The organism is Cupriavidus pauculus (genome assembly GCF_008693385.1).
Lineage (GTDB): Bacteria > Pseudomonadota > Gammaproteobacteria > Burkholderiales > Burkholderiaceae > Cupriavidus > Cupriavidus pauculus_D.
Genome location: NZ_CP044067.1, coordinates 2,352,238 through 2,370,562, shown reverse-complemented (window position 1 = coordinate 2,370,562; position 18,325 = coordinate 2,352,238). Strand labels below are relative to the sequence as shown.

General features: G+C 67.7%; 11 protein-coding genes. 9 read left to right on the top strand and 2 right to left on the bottom strand.

The annotated features are described in order from the left end of the window. Nucleotides 1-170 precede the first annotated feature (170 nt). From glgA to treY, 3 genes are read left to right on the top strand one after another with little or no spacing between them, the layout of a single operon-like run. Nucleotides 171-1,823, top strand: coding sequence for a glycogen synthase GlgA (gene glgA / locus FOB72_RS28870; protein ID WP_150376612.1), 1,653 nt, complete (start codon nt 171-173; stop codon nt 1,821-1,823). A 12-nt stretch (nt 1,824-1,835) separates the two neighbouring features. After that, the gene (gene treZ, locus FOB72_RS28865; RefSeq protein ID WP_223851624.1) at nt 1,836-3,806 is read left to right on the top strand and encodes a malto-oligosyltrehalose trehalohydrolase; all 1,971 of its coding nucleotides are present in this window, start codon (nt 1,836-1,838) and stop codon (nt 3,804-3,806) included. Nucleotides 3,807-3,836: 30 nt separating this feature from the next. Next, entirely contained in the window at nt 3,837-6,416 is a 2,580-nt protein-coding gene (gene treY, locus FOB72_RS28860; protein ID WP_150376610.1) for a malto-oligosyltrehalose synthase, read from the top strand. A gap of 29 nt (nt 6,417-6,445) precedes the next feature. Here the strand turns inward: treY and FOB72_RS28855 are convergent, their stop codons facing one another. Next, nucleotides 6,446-7,459 (bottom strand): SDR family oxidoreductase, encoded by a 1,014-nt coding sequence (locus FOB72_RS28855; RefSeq protein WP_150376608.1) that lies wholly within the window; start codon nt 7,457-7,459, stop codon nt 6,446-6,448. 226 nt (nt 7,460-7,685) lie between these two features. Here FOB72_RS28855 and ligD point away from each other — a divergent pair, with 226 nt between their 5' ends. The 6 genes from ligD (at nt 7,686) to FOB72_RS28825 (ending at nt 16,715) form a co-directional block, all read left to right on the top strand. Further along, entirely contained in the window at nt 7,686-10,238 is a 2,553-nt protein-coding gene (ligD, locus tag FOB72_RS28850) for a DNA ligase D (RefSeq protein WP_150376606.1), read from the top strand. A gap of 397 nt (nt 10,239-10,635) precedes the next feature. Further along, complete coding sequence (locus FOB72_RS28845; RefSeq protein WP_150376604.1) at nt 10,636-12,708, top strand: response regulator; 2,073 nt, start codon at nt 10,636-10,638, stop codon at nt 12,706-12,708. A 192-nt stretch (nt 12,709-12,900) separates the two neighbouring features. Beyond that, nucleotides 12,901-14,031, top strand: a complete 1,131-nt coding sequence (locus tag FOB72_RS28840) for a Ku protein (RefSeq protein ID WP_150376602.1) — start codon at nt 12,901-12,903, stop codon at nt 14,029-14,031. A gap of 125 nt (nt 14,032-14,156) precedes the next feature. After that, complete coding sequence (locus FOB72_RS28835; protein ID WP_150376600.1) at nt 14,157-14,699, top strand: Ohr family peroxiredoxin; 543 nt, start codon at nt 14,157-14,159, stop codon at nt 14,697-14,699. A gap of 88 nt (nt 14,700-14,787) precedes the next feature. Continuing rightward, nucleotides 14,788-15,831 (top strand): LysR family transcriptional regulator, encoded by a 1,044-nt coding sequence (locus FOB72_RS28830; RefSeq protein WP_150376598.1) that lies wholly within the window; start codon nt 14,788-14,790, stop codon nt 15,829-15,831. After that, the gene (locus tag FOB72_RS28825; RefSeq protein ID WP_191002296.1) at nt 15,828-16,715 is read left to right on the top strand and encodes a DMT family transporter; all 888 of its coding nucleotides are present in this window, start codon (nt 15,828-15,830) and stop codon (nt 16,713-16,715) included. The genes FOB72_RS28830 and FOB72_RS28825 overlap by 4 nt, the downstream gene beginning before the upstream one ends. A 32-nt stretch (nt 16,716-16,747) precedes the next feature. Here FOB72_RS28825 and FOB72_RS28820 read toward each other — a convergent pair whose 3' ends face one another. Further along, the gene (locus FOB72_RS28820) at nt 16,748-18,304 is read right to left on the bottom strand and encodes an ATP-binding protein (protein ID WP_191002295.1); all 1,557 of its coding nucleotides are present in this window, start codon (nt 18,302-18,304) and stop codon (nt 16,748-16,750) included. Nucleotides 18,305-18,325 lie beyond the last annotated feature (21 nt).

Below are 18,325 nucleotides of genomic sequence, written 5' to 3'. Positions count from 1 at the left end.
CAGCCACCGCCGCACACGTGCCGGCGCGGTTTTCACGCAGTGCAGCACGCTGGCACGGACTTCGCATTGGTCGTCGGCGCGCGTTTTCCGCGCCACGAGCCAATAACAAGAACGAACCCTGTATTGCGGCGCTCGCCGCACCTGCGGTTCGTTTTCATCCGGAGTCCACCTTGAACGCGAACATCCTTTTCGTCGCGGCGGAAGCGCAACCTCTTGCCAAGACGGGCGGCCTTGCCGACGTCATTGGCGGTTTGTCGGGCGCGCTGCAGCAACGCGGCGCGAACGTGTCTGTCCTTATGCCCGGCTATCCGCGCGCGGTCGCGGCGGCACGCGGCGTACGCAGCCTGGGCGCGATCCGGCTGCCAATGGCGCTGCCTCCCGGGCATAGTCCCGCCCGGCTGCTCGAGGGCCAGATGCCGGACAGCGGCGCGCGCGTGATTTTCCTCGATTGCCCCTCGCTCTACGATCGCCCCGGTTCGCTCTACGTCGATCCGACGGGCCGCGATTTCTGCGATAACGCGCAGCGTTTTGCTGCGCTCGCACATGCGGCCGCAGCGATCGCCGCGGGCGAGACACCGCTCCCGGCGCCGGCGATGGTTCACGCGCACGACTGGCATGCCGGCCTGACGCCGCTGTTCATGCGCATGCGCGGATTGCACATTCCTACGGTCTGCACGATCCACAACCTCGCGTTCCAGGGCGTGTTCCCGATGGAGCTGGCCGGCACGCTGGGCATTCCCGACGAATATCTCGCGCCGGATGGCATCGAGTTCTGGGGCAAGCTCAACTTCCTCAAGGCCGGCATCCGTTACGCCGATCGCGTGACGACCGTCAGCCACACCTATGCGCGCGAAATCCGCACGAGCCACTTCGGCCACGGCCTGGAAGGGCTGCTGGACTATCGCGCCGATGTACTCGGCGCGATTCCGAACGGCGTGGACACGTCGGCATGGGATCCCGCGACAGACCGCCTGCTGCCCCAGCGCTACGACGCGCGCAGCGTGGCGGGCAAGAAGGCATGCAAGGCTGCGCTCCAGGCGCGCTTCGGCCTGCCGCAGGATGCGGACCGCCCGATCGTCGCCATGGGCAGCCGCCTCACGCATCAGAAGATGGCGGACGTCGCGCTCGATGCGATCGAAATCATCGTGTCGGCGCATGCGGATGTGCAGTTTGCGATTCTCGGCTGCGGCGATCGCACGCTCGAGGCTGCGTACGTCGAACTCGCCGCGCGCTATCCCGATCGTGTCGCGGTCGCCATCGGCTATCGCGAGGAAGACGCGCACCTGCTGCATGCCGGCGCCGATGCGCTGCTGCATGGCAGCCGCTTCGAACCCTTCGGCCTGACGCCCGTGTACGCGATGCGCTACGGCACCGTGCCGATCGTCTCGCGCGTGGGCGGTTTGGCAGATACCGTGCGCGATGTGGGACACGAGGCATTGCCAGCCCCGCGCGCGAATGGGATCATCTTCGACGGCGAAAGCGCGGAGGACATGGCGGAAGCCATCACGCGCGCGCTGGGCTGGCTGGGCAAGTCGCGGCACTGGCGCGCGATGCAGCGCGTGGGCATGCAGACCGATTTCAGCTGGGACAGCCCGGCACGCCAGTACATGGCACTGTACGGCGCGCTTGCACCGGCACTCGCCATCGCTCCGCAACCGATCGCGGAGACACTGGCGGTTGCCATCGAGCGCGACGAAGCCCAGGCGGCCGCTGCCACGAAGCCGGCCAGGGCGCCGAGGAGCCGCAAGCCCGCACGCCCGGCATCCGTTGCCGAGCCGCAGGGCGCGACTGTGGAGTCCGTGGCTGCCGCCACACTTGCCTGACCGGAACGCGTCATGATGCAGACGATGCCGATGGAGCCTTCAGCGACGCCCGCCCCGCCCGGTGCCAACTGGGAGACGCTGGGTGGCGATGTGCGGACGCTGCCGTGCAACGAAGACGGCGAAGCGGTCTATCGCTTCGGCCCCGCGGCACTCGCCGACGGACGCGTGCGCTTTCGATTGTGGGCGCCCGATGCGGCCGCGCAGGGGCAAACGGTGCGGCTGGAAATCGCGGGCGTGCCGCCCATCCTGATGTCGCAGGGCGAGCGCGGCTGGTTCGAGGCCGTGACCGCCTGCTGCCATGGCGCGCGTTACTGGTTCCGGCTCGACGACGGCACGACGGTCCCCGACCCCGCCTCTCGCGCGCAAGCCGAAGACGTGCATGGCGCGAGCGTATTCTGGCATCCGGCGGACGAGACCGGATATGCATGGCGGCATGTCGAATGGACCGGCCGCCCATGGCACGAAGCCGTGATCTATGAAATGCACGTGGGCCTGCACGGCGGCTTCGCCGGCGCGCTGCGCGTGCTGCCGCGCCTGGCCGCGCTCGGCATCACCGCCGTCGAACTGATGCCGATCGCGGAATTCCCCGGCGCACGCAACTGGGGCTACGACGGCGTGCTGCCGTTCGCGCCCGAACATGCCTACGGCACGCCCGATCAGCTGCGCGAACTCGTCGATACCGCGCACGGCCTCGGCATGATGGTGCTGCTCGACGTGGTCTACAACCATTTCGGCCCCGATGGCAATTACCTCCATCGCTACGCCAGCAGCTTCTTTCGCGAGGACCGGCAGACGCCGTGGGGCCCCGCGATCGACTTCCGTCAACCGGAAGTGCGGCGTTTCTTTACCGAGAACGCGCGCTACTGGCTCGAACAGTTCCGCTTCGACGGCCTTCGGCTCGATGCCGTGCACGCGATCGAAGATGAAGGCTGGCTGCCGCAACTCGCGAACCATCTCCGCCATTGCATCCCTGGCCGGCATCTGCACCTCGTTCTCGAAAACGATCACAATGACGCCGGCCTTCTGCGCAGCGGCTACGACGCCCAGTGGAACGACGACGCGCATCACGCGCTCCATGTACTGCTGACCGGCGAGCATGACGGCTACTACGGCGAGTTCAATGCGGACCTGCCCGAAACGACGCCCTCCGGCCCCGGTACTCCCGCGCTGCGCCATCTCGCGCGCGTGCTGGGCGAGGGCTTCGCATGGCAGGGCGAGCTGTCCCCGCATCGCTCGGGCGACGCCGATGGACCGCTGCAGGGCAGAGCGGTGCGCCGTGGCCAGCCGAGCGCGATGCTCGAGGCCACCGCGTTCGTCATGTTCCTGCAGAACCACGACCAGACCGGCAACCGCGCCTTTGGCGAACGGCTGACGACGCTCGCCGATCCGGACGCACTGCGCGCCGCCGTGGCGCTGCAGCTGCTGAGTCCGCAGATCCCGCTGATCTACATGGGCGAGGAAGACGGCGCGCGCGAACCGTTCCTGTACTTCACCGATCATTCGCCCGAACTCGCGCAGGCCGTGCGCGACGGACGTCGCCGGGAGTTCGCCGCCGCCGCGGCTTTTCGCGACGAGGCACGCGCCGGACAGATTCCCGACCCGAATGCGCCCGAGACCTTCGAGGCCTCCCGGCCGCATTGCGACGACACCGACGGCTACTGCCGCGCGTGGCATCACTATTACAGCGAACTGCTGTCGATCCGCCGGCACGAGATCGTGCCGCGCCTGGCCGGTGCGCGCAGCGCGGGCGTCGAGATTCTCGGCGATCGCGCGCTCGTGGCGCGCTGGACGCTCGGCGATGGCAGCGTGCTGTCGATCTGGCTCAATCTCGGCGATACGCCGGTGCCGGCGCAATGCGAACCTTCCACGGCGCTGCACTCTAGCCTCTTGCCGGGCGGCATCGCCACGCTGACGGGCGGCACGCTGCCGCCGAAGTGCTGCGTCACCTGCCTGCACCGCGCCGACGCGCATGGCCATGCCTGAGCCCGCCGGCAAGCATTCACCCAAGGACTCATGAGCGACATTGAACTTGCCGGGGTGCCGCGCGCCACCGCTCGCCTGCAGATGCATGCGGGCTTTACGTTTGCCCAGGCCGCGGCCCTGGTGCCCTACCACGCGGCGCTCGGCATCAGCCATCTGTATCTGTCGCCGATCACGTGCGCACGGCCCGGCTCGACGCACGGCTATGACGTGACGGACTGCACGCGCATCAATCCGGAGCTCGGCGGCGAAGAAGGGTTCTATACCCTGTGCCGCACGGCCCGCGGAGCAGGCCTCGGCATCGTGCTCGATATCGTGCCGAATCATATGGCCGCGAGCGTGACGCACAACGGCTGGTGGCGCGACGTGCTGGCAAAGGGACAGGACAGCCGTTACGCGCATCACTTCGATATCGACTGGGAGTCGCGGGATCCGGTGCTGGCCGGCAAGGTGCTGGTGCCGATCCTCGGCGAGCGTTACTGGGAGACGCTGACATCGGGCGCGCTCTCTATCGAACGCGATGCCGACGACCGCGCCGTCCTGCGATACGGCGACCAGACGCTGCCGCTGGCCGAGACGCCGGCGACCTCCCCTGACAGCGCGGAGGCCTGGCACGCGCTGCTGGAACGCCAGCACTATCGCCTCGCATGGTGGCGCACGGCCGCGGCGGAGCTGAACTGGCGCCGCTTCTTCGAGATCAGCGAACTCGTCGGGCTGCGACAGGAGCGCGAGGACGTATTCGAGGACACCCACGCACTCGTGTTCCGGCTCTATCGCGAAGGCTGGATCGACGGCGTGCGAGTCGATCATGTCGATGGCCTCGCCGATCCGGCCGGGTACTGCCGCCAGTTGCGCGCGCGGCTCGATGCCTTGCGTCCGGGCCGCCCGGGCGAGCAGGCACGCATGCATCCCTGGGTCGTGATCGAAAAGATTCTCGGCGAAGACGAGCCCTTGCCCGCGGACTGGCAGACCGACGGCACCACGGGCTACGACTTCATGAACGATGTCGCGGCCGTATTGCATGACGCGCGGGGCGAAACGGCGCTCGACGCGCTGTGGCACGAAGTCGGTGGAGACATGCGCGACTATCCGGCGCATGTGAAAGCCGGGCGCGATCGCATTCTCGACCGGCACCTGATGACCGAGTTCGGCGGCGCATGCGCGCGGTTGTACTCGCGCGTGCGCGCCACGCCCGCATTGCGCGATATCACGCTCGCGGCCCTGCGCCACGCGCTGCACGCGCTGCTGCTGCAGATTCCGGTGTATCGGACCTATTACGTGGCGGACGAAGGCAGGACATCGCGCGGCACCGACGATGCCCTGCTCGATGCGGCGGCCGAGCGCGCCCGCGCCACGCTGGCCGGCGACGAGCGCGTCGCACTCGACCTCATCGTGACATCGCTGCGGGACGATGCGCCCATCGGCACGCCAGCCGGCGACCTGCGGACGCGGCTCCAGCAGATCATGCCCGCGCTCGCGGCCAAGGGTGGCGAAGACACGGCGTTCTATCGCTACGGCCGCCTGCTGTCGCGCAACGAGGTGGGCAGCGACCCCGGCGTGCTGGCGATCGCACCCGAGCATTTCCATGCGCGGCTGCTCGCGCGCCCCCGCCATGCGATGCTCGCCACGGCCACGCACGATCACAAGCGCGGAGAAGACGCGCGCATGCGGCTCGCCGTGCTCAGCGAGCTTGCCGAAGCGTGGAGCGACGCGGTGCGCGACTGGGAGGCGAGGCTCGCACCCGTGGTGACCGCCTCGCCGAAGGGACCGGACGGCGTCGATCGCATGATGCTTTACCAGACCCTGCTTGGCGCCTGGCCTGCCGACCCGCGCGTGCTGGAGCGAGAGGACGCCCAGCGCGACCTCATTGCGCGCGTGCTCGCCTGGCAGACGAAATCCATCCGCGAGGCCAAGCGCCACGGCAGCTGGACCGATCCGGATCCGCAGTACGAGGCGGCTTGCGAGGCATTCGTCGCCGCGCTGGCGGCAGGCGGCGCCGATAGCGTGCTCGAACGCATCGGGCAGTTCGCGCATCGCATCGGTCCCGCGGCGGCACTCAACAGCCTCTCGCAGACCCTGCTGCAACTGACCGCCCCCGGTGTACCGGACCGCTATCAGGGCAACGAGGCGTGGGACTTCAGTCTGGTCGACCCCGACAATCGCCGCGCGCCCGACTACGAACGGCTGCGCGCTCAGTGCGAATGCACGGCAGGGTGGGCGCACTGGTTACGGCATTGGCGCGACGGCCGCATCAAGCAGCAGCTGATTCGCGCGGTCTTGCAGTTTCGCCGCGAGCAGGAAACGCTGTTCACCGCCGGCACATGCCAGCCACTGGTCGCCACGGGCGCGATGTCCTCCAGCGTACTGGCGTTCACGCGGCAATGCGGGGCGCTGGAAGCGATCACCGTGGTCACCCGGCATGCCGCGCGGCATGTGGAACCGGATCTGCCGCGCGTGCCCACGCAATGCTGGGGCGACACGGCGCTGCGCGCGCGCGACGGCGGCGCTTGGGTCGATGTGCTGACCGGACGGGCCATTGCCGTGCACGCGGGACATTTGCGCATCAAGGACGTCCTGCATCAACTGCCCGTCGCGTTGCTCGTGCGCGGGTAGGCCCCGGCTAGCAGCGCCGGGGTGCGGCTTCAGCGGCGGCTGCGCAGCATGGCGGCCACCGCCGCCGATGCGCCCATCACGACCATCGTCGTCAGCAGCGGATGCTTTGCGGACGACGTATAGGGGCAGGACCGCAACGCGCGCCGATGTCCAGTCCGCTCGATCAGGCTGTTGGCCCCGTCATAGAGCGCATTGTCCTCGCGCGGCCCCGCCGGCGCGCTGGTCTGCTGCGCGCGGCCCATGAAGCGGCGCATAAAGCGGTCGAACGCGTACGGCGCGTGATAGGCCGCCGCGGAGAACGCCTTGGCGGCGCCACCCACGAACAGATCGCGCCGAGGATGCTGCGCCGCGAACAGGATCGCATCGGCGGCCAGTGCCGGATCGTAGAGCGGCGGCGGCTGCTGGGGCTCGCAATGCAGGAAGTTCTTCGCATGCGACACCATCGGTGTCTCCAGCCCCGCCGGCTTGATCAGCGTGACGGAGATCGGCGCCTTCTCCTGCTCGAGTTCCAGCCGCAGCGTATCGGTAAAGCCCTTGATCGCGTGCTGCGACGCCGCGTAAGCGCTCTGCAGCGGCATCGGCCCGTCGGCCGCTTCGCTGCTGATGTTGATGATCGCGCCGCCGCTATGCCGCATATGCGCGGCCGCGACGAGCGAGCCATGCACCACGCCCCAGTAATTGGTGTCGAACAGCCGTCGCTGGTCCTCCAGCGGTACGTCGCCATGACGCCCGAAGATCGTCACACCCGCGTTATTGACCCAGGTATCGAAGCTGCCGAAGCGCTCGATGGCCATTTGCGCGACGCGCGCGACGTCCTCCTGATTTCCCACATCGGCCCGCGCCGTGATGACTTCAGTGCCGTGCTCGCGCAACTCTTCCGCCAGTTGCTGGAGCGCTTCTTCGCTGCGCGCGACCAGCACGAGCTTGGCCCCGCGCGCGGCGGCCGCCCGGGCCGTCACGAGCCCGACGCCGCTGCTGGCACCCGTGATGACGATGACCTGCGACCCAATCTTCTTGAGTTCGACCTTTTTTCCGGATTCCATTGTGTCGCGTCCTCCTGAACGGTAGCGAATCAGAATCAGTCGAACGTCGCAATTCCCGTTCCCGGGGCCGCACGCCATACACCGCCTTGTATTTCTCGCAGCGGCGTGTGCAATACGTATTGAAGATTTACAACGCGCGCATGTAGGACAGGGGCTTATTTCCGGGGCGTCGTTTGCTGCATAAGCTGGAAGGCAACCGCCACCGACGCATCGAGAGGCATCGACCATGGCCAGAACCTCACATAGCACGCCTGCGACGGACACGCCTTCGCCGCTGGGAAAATACCAGACGATGCGCGACTTCGGCGCGACGCCGGAGCCGTCAGGGAAAAAGTCGCCGCGCGGCCGCGCGGGCAAGGCGCTGTCGTTCGTCATCCAGAAGCACGCGGCACGACGGCTGCATTACGACTTCCGGCTGGAACTCGACGGCACGCTGAAAAGCTGGGCGATTCCCAAGGGTCCGAGCTACGATCCGGCCGACAAGCGCATGGCCGTCCACGTCGAAGACCATCCGCTCGATTATGCGGACTTCGAGGGCGTGATTCCCGCCGGGCACTATGGCGCGGGAACCGTCATCGTATGGGACCGCGGCGTGTGGATTCCCGATACCGATCCCGAACAGGGCTATCGCGATGGCAAGCTCAAGTTCGAACTGCGCGGCGAAAAGATGCAGGGCCACTGGACGCTCGTGCGCATGGGTGGCAAGCGGCAGCGCGACCAGGATGCATGGCTGCTGATCAAGGAGCGCGACGAACTCGCGCGCGCGGCATCGGACTTCGACGTCGTGGAGGCATTGCCGGACAGCGTGCTCGCCGGAACGGCGAAGGCGGCGACCGACGGCAAGTCGGGCAAGCCGGCACGCGCGAAGAAGGCGAAGGCCGTCGCCCTGCCCGACGCCGTGGCAAGGCATGCGAAGCAGGCCACGCTGCCGCTGGCGTTCGCGCCGCAGCTCGCGACGCTGGTCGATGCCCCGCCCGCGCAGGGCGATTGGCAGTACGAGATCAAGTTCGACGGCTATCGCCTGCTCGCGCGCGTCGATGGCGACGACGTGCGGCTGTTCACGCGCAATGGCAACGACTGGACCAGCAAGCTTCGCTCGCTCGCGGCGGAAGTCCGCACGCTCGGCCTGCCCGACGGGTGGCTCGACGGCGAGATCGTGGTCGTGGATGCCAATGGCGCCACCGACTTCCAGGCGCTGCAGAATGCGTTCGAGACCTCGCGCGTCGACGCCATCCAGTACTACCTGTTCGACCTGCCCTACTATGCGGGCCACGATCTGCGCGCGGTGCCGCTGAGCGAGCGCCGGGCGTTGCTGGGGCGGCTGATGGAGAACAATACCGCGCCGCGCCTGCGCTTCAGCGAAAGCCACGACGTCGATCCGCACGAGATGCTGGAAGCCGCCTGCCGCATGAAGCTCGAAGGCGTGATCGGCAAGCGCGTGGATGCGCCCTACGTCAACACGCGCGCGAACACGTGGATCAAGCTCAAATGCACGCTGCGGCAGGAGTTCGTGATCGGCGGCTTTACCGATCCCAAGGGCAGCCGCAACGGACTCGGCTCGCTGCTGCTCGGCGTGCACGATGCCGATGGCAAGCTCCGTTATGCGGGCAACGTGGGCACGGGCTTCGATACGGCGCTGCTCGACAGCCTGCGCAAGCAACTCGACGCGCTGGCCGCGGACACCGCGCCGTTCGCGGATCTGCCCCGCGGCGTCAAGGGCCATTGGGTCAAGCCGAAGCTCGTCGCCGAAGTGGCGTTCGGCGCGTGGACCAAGGATGGCCGCGTGCGGCATTCGGTGTTTCATGGGCTGCGCACCGACAAGCCCGCGGGCGCGGTCTCCGTGGAGAAACCCGTTGCGGCAACGAAGGCAGCCGGCCGCAAACCCGATGCGAAGCTCGGCAAGATCGTCATCAGCCATGCGGACCGGGTCATCGATGCTTCGACGGGCCTCACGAAAGGCGACCTCGTCCGCTATTACGCCAGCGCCGCGGGACTGATGCTGCCGTACCTCAAGGGCCGCCCCATCGCCCTGGTGCGCGCGCCCGCCGGCATCGATGGCCAGCAATTCTTCCAGCGCCACGGCGATACGCTCGATATCGATGGCGTCAACGCGCTCGATCCCAAACTGTGGCCCGGCCATCCGCCGCTGCTGGAAATCGCCTCCGAGACGGCCATCGTCGCCGTGGCGCAACTCAATGTCGTGGAATTCCACACCTGGAACGCGCGCGCGAAGACGATCGACAAGCCCGATCGCGTCGTGTTCGACATCGATCCCGGCGAAGGCGTCGAATGGCCCCGCATCCAGGAAGCCGCGCATCTGGTGAAAACGCTGCTGGACACGCTGGGCCTGCAAAGCTTCCTGAAGACGAGCGGCGGCAAGGGCCTGCACGTGGTGGTGCCGATTGCCGCGCGGGCCGGGTGGGACGAGGTCCGCGACTTCGCGCAGGACGTGGTCCGGCATATGGCGACCACCATTCCGGACCGCTTTGTCGTCAAGAGCGGCCCGCGTAACCGTGTTGGCAAGATTTTCATCGATTACCTGCGCAATGGTGTCGGGGCTACCACCGCCGCCGCGTTTTCCGCACGCGCGCGGCCCGGCCTCGGCGTCTCTATTCCCGTGGCCTGGGATGAGCTCGACGAACTGACCTCGTCGGCGCAATGGACCATCGCCAATGTCGCCGACCGGCTCGACGCGCTGGCGCGCCACGATCCGTGGGCCGGCCACGACAAGGTCCGCCAGACGCTGACGCGCGCCCGAAAGCTGCTCGCCGACGCCTGACCGCCCCCCGACTTCCGCTGTAGGCGTCCGTCTGTCAGCGGGTCTGAGGCGCGCGGCACGCTTCTTGCCACTCCGGTCGGAAAACGTATGCCATTTCCGGCCCGAGCAACGAGGCGAAACCATGAGATACCACCCGTCAGGCCCGTCCAAACCCGCGCCAGCCCGCCATGCCACGTGGCTGAAGGGGCCCATGCGCCGGCCGGCGACGCGTTGACGCGCGATACAAAAATTACAAGGCAACGGTGCGCCAAACGGGTAATTTTTACAAAATCGACCGTCCCGAGCGGTCCCAGGCACTTTCTACTGTTTTTGACGTGACGACAACAATACATCGCACTCCTCGTACTTTCTTGATCGCCGCTTCCGCTACCGCGACGTCCTGCGCCGCCCGCTTGCCATGACTACGTCCACACACGCGCCGACACCCTCCGCCGCCACGACCGCTGCCACCCGTCGTCCGTTGATCCTCAACGTCGAGGATCGCGAGGGGCCGCGCTATGTGAAAAGCCGAATCCTCCATCGCGCCGATTTCACGGTGCTCGAGGCATCGTCCGGACAGGCGGCGCTGTCGCTCGTACGCCAGCATTCGCCGGACCTCGTGCTCCTCGGCACGCGGTTGCCCGATATCGACGGCCTCGAGGTCTGCCGGCTCATCAAGGCCGATGCGCAGACCGCGCGCAGCCTCGTGCTGCTGACCTCGCCGGGGGTCACCGACTCGCACCGCCGCGCGCAGGCGCTCAATGGCGGCGCCGACAGTTTCCTCGTGGAACCCGTGGAGCCCGAGGAACTGGTCTCCAGCATCAACGCGCTGCTGCGCATGCGGGGCGCGGAGGATGCGTATAGCCGTACGTCGCAGGCGCTGCACGAGAACGAGGACCTGTTCCGCCAGCTGGCCGAGTCGCTGGCCGACGTGGTCTGGATCTTCGATCCCGCCGCGCGGCGATTCCTGTTCGTGAGCCCGTCGTTCGAAGCGCTCTGGGGCCGCCCCGTCGGCGCCATCCAGCAGGAACCGAAGCGCTGGGTCGATTGGGTCGTCCCCGAAGAGCGCGACCGCATGAGCAGCGAGTGGGATGCCATGCTGCGCGATGGCCGGCTCGATACCGAATTCCAGCTCGAGCGGCCCACCGGCGAAATCCGCGAAGTCCATATGCGGGCGTTTCCCGTGCGCGGCGCCGATGGGCGCTGCCTGCGCGTGGCGGGCATCTGCCAGGACGTCACGCGGCACAACCGCGCCGAACGCGCGCTCCATAACGAAGAGCGCCGCAAGGACGAATTCCTCGCGATGCTCGCGCACGAACTGCGCAACCCGCTCGCGCCGATGCGCAGCGCGGTGGACCTGCTCCAACGCGGCGCGCCTTCGCGCGAAGACATGTTCCGCGCGCGCGACATCATCGGCCGGCAGCTGCGCCACCTCACGCGCCTCGTCGATGACTTGCTGGACGTGTCGCGCTTCAACCAGGGCAAGATCACGCTGCGGCGCGACCTCGTCGAGTTGCGCAGCGCGCTGAACACGGCCGTGGAAACGGTGCGGCCGCTGCTCGAGACGCGCCGCCATACGCTGCGCCTGTCGCTGCCCGAGCAGCCGCTGCCGGTCTGCGGCGACATGGTCCGGCTGACGCAGATCTTCGCGAACCTGCTGCACAACGCGGCCAAGTACACGCCCGAAGGCGGCGCACTGTCCGTCACGGCCTCCGTGGTCAGCTCGCCGAACGGTGACCGGGTCGCCGTGCGCGTGTCCGACAATGGCGCGGGCCTTTCCACCATGCTGCAGCGGCAGCTGTTCGACCCGCTCGCCCCCGCCGTGCATGACAACGGCAACGGCCAGCTAAACGATGCAGAGGAATCGCAGGCACTCGCCGAGCATGACGATCAGGTCGCCGCGAGCGCATTGCAGCAAGACGACGGCCATCCCGACAACCTCGCGGCGCGCGAAGGTCCCGGCATCGGCCTGACGCTCGTGCAGAAACTCGTGGTGCTGCACGGCGGGCGCGTCTCGGCGGAAAGCCCGGGACCGGGCCGTGGCAGCACGTTTATCGTCGAGCTGCCCGTGGAGCCGTGGCAGAACTGGCAGCCGTCGGCGGGCAAGCCGCGCATGCAGGCCAGCACCGCCCACACGATCATGCTCGTCGATGACAACGTGGATGCGCTGGAAGCCATGACGATGACGCTGCAGACGCTCGGCCATACGGTGGTCACGGCCTCGGATGGCCAGACCGCCGTGGACCAGGCCGCGAGCGTGCGTCCCGACGTCGTGCTGCTGGACCTCGGCATGCCCGCCATGGACGGCTTTGAAACCGCGCGGCGCCTGCGTGAGATTCCCGAACTGCGCAACGCGCGGCTTGTGGCGCTGACCGGCTTCGGCCAGCCCGACGACCGCCGCCGTACGCGGGCCGCCGGCTTCGACCTCCATCTGGTCAAGCCGGCCGACCTCGATGCCATCACCCGTTTGCTGGACGAACTCGATGCCTGAGCCAGCGCCATCCGCCGCTCACCGATACCAAGGAGTTGACGTTGCACATTACGCCTGAACCCGATATCACCCCACCCCCGCCGGAAGTGCCGCCGCCCGAGGCACCGCCCGATATGCCGGCCGATCCTGTCAGCGATCCGCCTCCGGGAGACGTGCCCCCGCCGCCGCCGCAACGCGCGTAGGAGGGCCGCCATGTCGCGCATCATCTGGAAGGGCGCCATCAGTTTCGGCCTCGTCAATATTCCGGTGTCCCTCAAGCCGGCATCGCGCACGCACACGCTGGACCTGGACATGCTCGACAAGCGCGACATGGCGCCCATCGGGTATCAGCGCATCAACAAGCACACGGGCAAGCCCGTGGAGAGCGACGACATCGTCAAGGGGTATGCGTACGAGAAGGACGAGTACGTCGTCCTGAGCGACGAGGACTTCCGGCAGGCCAACGTCGAAGCCACGCAGACCGTCGATATCGTCAGCTTTGTCGACGCGGCGAGCATTCCCCCCTACTACTTCGAGACGCCCTACTACCTCGAACCCGACAAGCGCGGCGAGCGCGGGTACGCGCTGCTGCATGAAACGATGCGCCGCACGGGCCGCGCCGCGCTGGCGATGGTCGTGCTGCGCAACCGCCAGCATCTGGCGGCCGTACTCGTCTCCGGCAAGGCGTTGGTGCTCAATACGATGCGGTTCGCCGACGAGGTGCTGCCGATCGAGGACCTTGCGCTGCCCAAGGGGGGCAAGCAGGGCGCCTCCGCGCGCGAGGTCGAGATGGCCGAAAAGCTCGTGGAGGACATGAGCGAGGACTGGTCGCCCGAGCAATACCGCGATACCTATCGCGACGACCTGATGGCCGTGATCGACGCCAAGATCAAGTCCGGCAACACGCAGTTGCTCACGCCGGCGAGCAAGGACACCGCACCTGCCGGCAAGGGTGCCAAGGTCATCGACATGATGGCGTTGCTGCGGGATAGCCTCGGCAAGCGAGGGAAGCGAGCCGAAGAGAAGGCCCCGGCTGCGGAGGAGACCCCGGCAAAGAAGGCCGCTGCAAAGGGGGCCGCCGCGAAGAAGGCCGCCGCAAAGAAGGTGGCTGCAACGAAGGTGGCTGCAACGAAGGCGGCTGCAACGAAGGTCGCTGCAAAAAAGGCCTCTGCAAAGAAAGTCGCGACAAAGAAAGTCGCGGCAAAGGAAGTCGCGGCAAATAAAGCGGCAAATCCAGCCCCAAAAAAGGCCGCAAGGGAGGCCGCCCCCAAAAAGGCCGCCCCCAGGAAGGTTGCCGCCAACAAGACCACTGCCCGAAAGCCGACCGTCAGAAAAGCCGCCTGACACCGCCCCGGCCGCAATACATTGGTGCCGGCGATGCAACATACTGCGTCCCTCGCATGCGCTAGTCATCGCCTCGCCCCCCGCCTAGCATTGAAACTCGGCTCGGCCTCATTACGGCTTACAACATGACAACCCTGACACCCCCACCCACTTCGCTGCTCGAGCGATACCGGGGGGAGGCATTCAAGCCGCTCTACGCTACCCGGGTCACGGTGGCCGGCGGCACCACCGAACATGGGCGGGCCTCCGGCATCGCGCAGTCCGACGACGGCACGCTCCAGCTGGCGCTGCGCATGCCGAAGGCGCTGGGCGGGCCAGGCGGGGGGACGAATCCCGAGCAGTTGTTCGCGGCCGGCTATGCGGCATGCTTCCATGGCGTGCTGCATCTGCTCGCGGCGCGCGCTTCCATCGCCGTGCCCAATATGACCGTCGATGTCACCGTGACCTTTGGACGCGATCCCGTGGACGGGCTCTTCATGCTTACCGCGGACGTGGAGATTCACCTGCCGGATGTCGAGTTCGCGGTGGCTGAAGAACTCGTGCGCAATGCGGAGCGCGTGTGTCCTTACTCCAAAATGACACGGCAGGGCATTCCGAGCATCACACTGGCGGTACAGCCGCGGGGCGGGCATCGGCACGGCATGAGCCACGCATTCGGGACCCGTTAAGCGTTGTAAATCCTCGTTAGCGCCACCGCGCACGGGGCAAGGCCGCGGCAACAATCGGCTCGATACTCCTGTCGATGTGCCGGTACCCATGAGACTCACTGAATCTTCGCGCGCCACCTCGCACGCCACCTCGCACACCACCTCGCCGGACGCGGGCACGGACGCCCTGTCCGCCAGCTTCGCGACGAGCTACGCGGGCGTCATGGCCTTTATCGCCGTCGTGCGCGAAGGCAGCTTCGCCAAGGCTGGCGAGCGCCTCGGCATTGGCCGCTCCGCGGTCAGCCGCAGCGTGCAGCGGCTGGAAGACCAGCTTCACACCCGGCTCTTCCTGCGCACCACGCGCTCCACGCGGCTCACGCGCGAAGGCGAGCTGTTCTTCGAGAACTGCCACCAGGGCGTGGAGCGCATCGTCGAGGCGATGAACGACATGCGCGAACTCCGCGAGGGGCCGCCGTCGGGACTGCTGCGCATCAGCGCGACGGTGGGCTTCGGCCGTAAGGTCGTGGCACCGCTGCTCGCGGAATTCCGCGGCCGCTACCCGGAGATCGCGATCGACCTGCTGCTCGACGACCGCCACACCGATTTCGCCGCGGATCGCATCGACGTGGCGTTTCGCAACGGCCGCATCGAGGATTCGAGCATCATCGCGCGCCAGATCATCCCCATGCAGATGGCCTTGTGCGCGTCGAAGCAGTACGCCAGCGAGCACGGCCTGCCCGAGACCCTCGACGACCTTGCCGATCACAACTGCGTCAACTTCCGTTTTGCGAACGGCCGCATCTTCGAATGGGAGTTCAGGGTGTCGGGCGAGACGCGCAAATACCAGCCGCGCGGCTCGCTCACGTTCAATGACGCGGATCTCGTCCTGCAAGCCGTGCTGGACGGCCATGGCATCGCGCAGATGGCGGGCTATCAGATCTGCGACCACCTGACCGCCGGATCGCTCGTCATCGCGCTGGCCCGCCACGCGCCCGACGATCGTGGCCACTACGTCTGCTACCTGAGCCGGCAGCACCTGCCCACGCGCATCCGCGTGTTCATCGACTTCGTGACCGATCGCATCCGCGCGCTGAACCTTGCATGCCTCAGCGACTACGATCCGCAGTATCCGCCTACCTGGAGAAAAATTTGAGTCTCGCCGCATGGCTGTGCGCCCTCGGCGCCATCGTTCTCTGGGCTGCATTCGCCTCGATGGTCGGTCAGGCGCGCGACGTGCCGCCCTGGCTGCTCACGGGCATTTCGCTCTGCATCGGCAGCCTCGTCTCGCTGCCGCGCATGCGCGCATGGCGCGTGCCCGTGCGCACCTGGGCATTCGGCGCCGGATGCCTGTTCGTCTATCACGTGTGCCTGATCGGCGCGTTCCGGCTCGCGCCCGTGGCCGAGGCGAACCTGATCAACTACCTGTGGCCGCTGCTGATGGTGATGCTGTCTGGCTTTGTCGGCCGTCGTGCGACGTCGGCCGCAGCCGCAATCGCGACACCGCGGCTGCGTGCATGGCTCGGCTGCGGCATCGCGTTCGCCGGCTGTGCACTCGCCATCCAGCCGTCGGGCGGCAGCGCCGCATTCACGATGACGCAGCTGGCCGGCTACGCCTGCGCGGCCGTTGCCGCGCTGACGTGGGCCATCTATTCGCTCGGCTCGCGGTGGCTGCCGCCTTATTCGTCGTGGGCGGTCGGCGGGTTCTGCCTCGGCGCGGGGCTGCTGGCGCTGGCGGGGCATTTCGCCTTCGAGGCGCGCTACGTGCCAACCGGCGCCAACTGGATCGCCATGGCCGCAATCGGCCTCGGCCCGCTCGGGTACGCCTTCGTGCTATGGGATCGCGCGATGCGCGCCGGCGATGCCGCGAAAATCGGCACCGTGGCCTATGCCACGCCCGTGCTGTCGATGCTCGGGCTGGCCCTCACGCTGCGCGACACGCACACCAACTGGCCGCTGATCTTCACGGCCAGCGCATTGATCGTGCTCGGCGTGCTCGTCGGCACACTGGAACCGCGCCGCCGCGAGCAGGCGTCATGATGCGGTAATGCCATGATCGGGCACCCCGCCGCTCAGCCGGCCTCGGCAAGCGGCAGGTCGCGCGCCGGAACGCGCTCGGCGGCGTGCGTGTCCGCGTGCCGCGGGTGCCCCCCTTGCGAGCCCGCTTTCTCGGCGGCATAGATCCGCGTGTGTGCGGGCAGCCGGTAGCGCACCGATTCGTCTTCCATCTGCGTGGCGGACAGCAGCGATTTCGCGACGAGGCTGTCGATCGCATCGACCACGTCGGCGCGCTCGCCATCGACCACGCAGAGCGCGTCGAGCGCGGTCTCCAGTGCGAAGGCATCCCCGAACAGCGCCAGCCGCAGGAATACCTTGCGCTCGACACCGGAGAGCAGAGCGTGACTCCAGTCGAGCAGCGCGCCCAGCGTCCGATGGCGCGGCGGCGCCGTGCGGCGCCCCTGCCATTGCAGCAGAAAGCGGGTATCGAGCAGCGCCGCGGTGCCGTCGATGCCGAATGCCCCAACGCGGCAGGCCGCAAGCTCGATCGCGAGCGGCACGCCATCGAGGCGCCGGCAGATCGCGGCCACCTGATGCGCCTCGCTGTCGGTCATCGCGATGGGATGACCGTTGGCCTCGGCACGTTCGAGAAACAGTTGCACCGCGGGATAGGCCTGCGCCTGCGCGGCCGTGAACGGCGCGTCCGGCGGCGGGCTCGCCAGCGGCGGCAGGCGGTAGACGTGCTCGCCTTCGGCACGCAATGCCTCGCGGCTCGTGGCCAGCACATGATGGTTCCGCGATCGCGCGACCAGCCGTTCCGCGAACGACGCCACCGTGCACAGCACGTGCTCGCAGTTGTCGAGCACGATCAGCACGGGCGCATCCGGCAACGCGTCGGCGAACGCCTGCAATGCGTGCCGCAGCGCGTCGCCATCGGTGTGCGCGCCGAGGTCGATAAAGGACGTGGCCGCGCCGCAACCCGATGCAACGTCATGCGCGATGGCCACCGCCACGGTCGTCTTGCCGATACCGCCAGGGCCGACGATCGACATGAAGCGATGCACGCGCAAAGCCGCCGCGATATGCCCCACGGCTTCGCCGCGCCCCAGCATGCGCGCCAGACGTGGCGGCAACGGCTGCTCCACCGCAGGCGCGGGCCGGGTGGCGATGCCACCCATGGCGCCGCGATCCGTGCCGGCATCGCGCGGTGCGGCGGCGCACTCCGTGTCGGGCGCATCGCGATGCGACGCGCGGACACGCGTGATCTGTCCCACGAAGCAGTAGCCGCGTCCCGGCACGTTGGTCACGTAGCGCGCCCCACCGTCGCCATCGTCGAGCATCCTGCGCAGGCCCGCGATATGCACACGCAGGTTGCTGTCATCGACCACCATGTTGCGCCACGCACGTGCCATCAGCTCGCGCTTGTCGACGACATCGCCCGCGCGCTCCAGCAACGCGATCAGGATATCCATCGCGCGGCTGCTCAGCGGCACGCACAGGCCGTCGCGCTCGAGACGTCGCTGCGTGGGAAACAATCGGAACGCGCCGAATGCAACGATCTCTTCCACGTCCGCGACGGCGGCCATGGCGACCGCGGGCGCTGTGATTGCCGGACGGATTGTTGCATTCATGGATGGGACACCCCGGATAGC

Bases quoted from the DNA above. Each gene is read 5' to 3' on its own strand.
- treZ (WP_223851624.1), top strand. From the start codon at position 1,836: ATGATGCAGACGATGCCGATGGAGCCTTCAGCGACGCCCGCCCCGCCC.
- treY (WP_150376610.1), top strand. From the start codon at position 3,837: ATGAGCGACATTGAACTTGCCGGGGTGCCGCGCGCCACCGCTCGCCTG.
- FOB72_RS28855 (WP_150376608.1), bottom strand. From the start codon at position 7,459: ATGGAATCCGGAAAAAAGGTCGAACTCAAGAAGATTGGGTCGCAGGTC.
- ligD (WP_150376606.1), top strand. From the start codon at position 7,686: ATGGCCAGAACCTCACATAGCACGCCTGCGACGGACACGCCTTCGCCG.
- FOB72_RS28845 (WP_150376604.1), top strand. From the start codon at position 10,636: ATGACTACGTCCACACACGCGCCGACACCCTCCGCCGCCACGACCGCT.
- FOB72_RS28840 (WP_150376602.1), top strand. From the start codon at position 12,901: ATGTCGCGCATCATCTGGAAGGGCGCCATCAGTTTCGGCCTCGTCAAT.
- FOB72_RS28835 (WP_150376600.1), top strand. From the start codon at position 14,157: ATGACAACCCTGACACCCCCACCCACTTCGCTGCTCGAGCGATACCGG.
- FOB72_RS28830 (WP_150376598.1), top strand. From the start codon at position 14,788: ATGAGACTCACTGAATCTTCGCGCGCCACCTCGCACGCCACCTCGCAC.
- FOB72_RS28820 (WP_191002295.1), bottom strand. From the start codon at position 18,304: ATGAATGCAACAATCCGTCCGGCAATCACAGCGCCCGCGGTCGCCATG.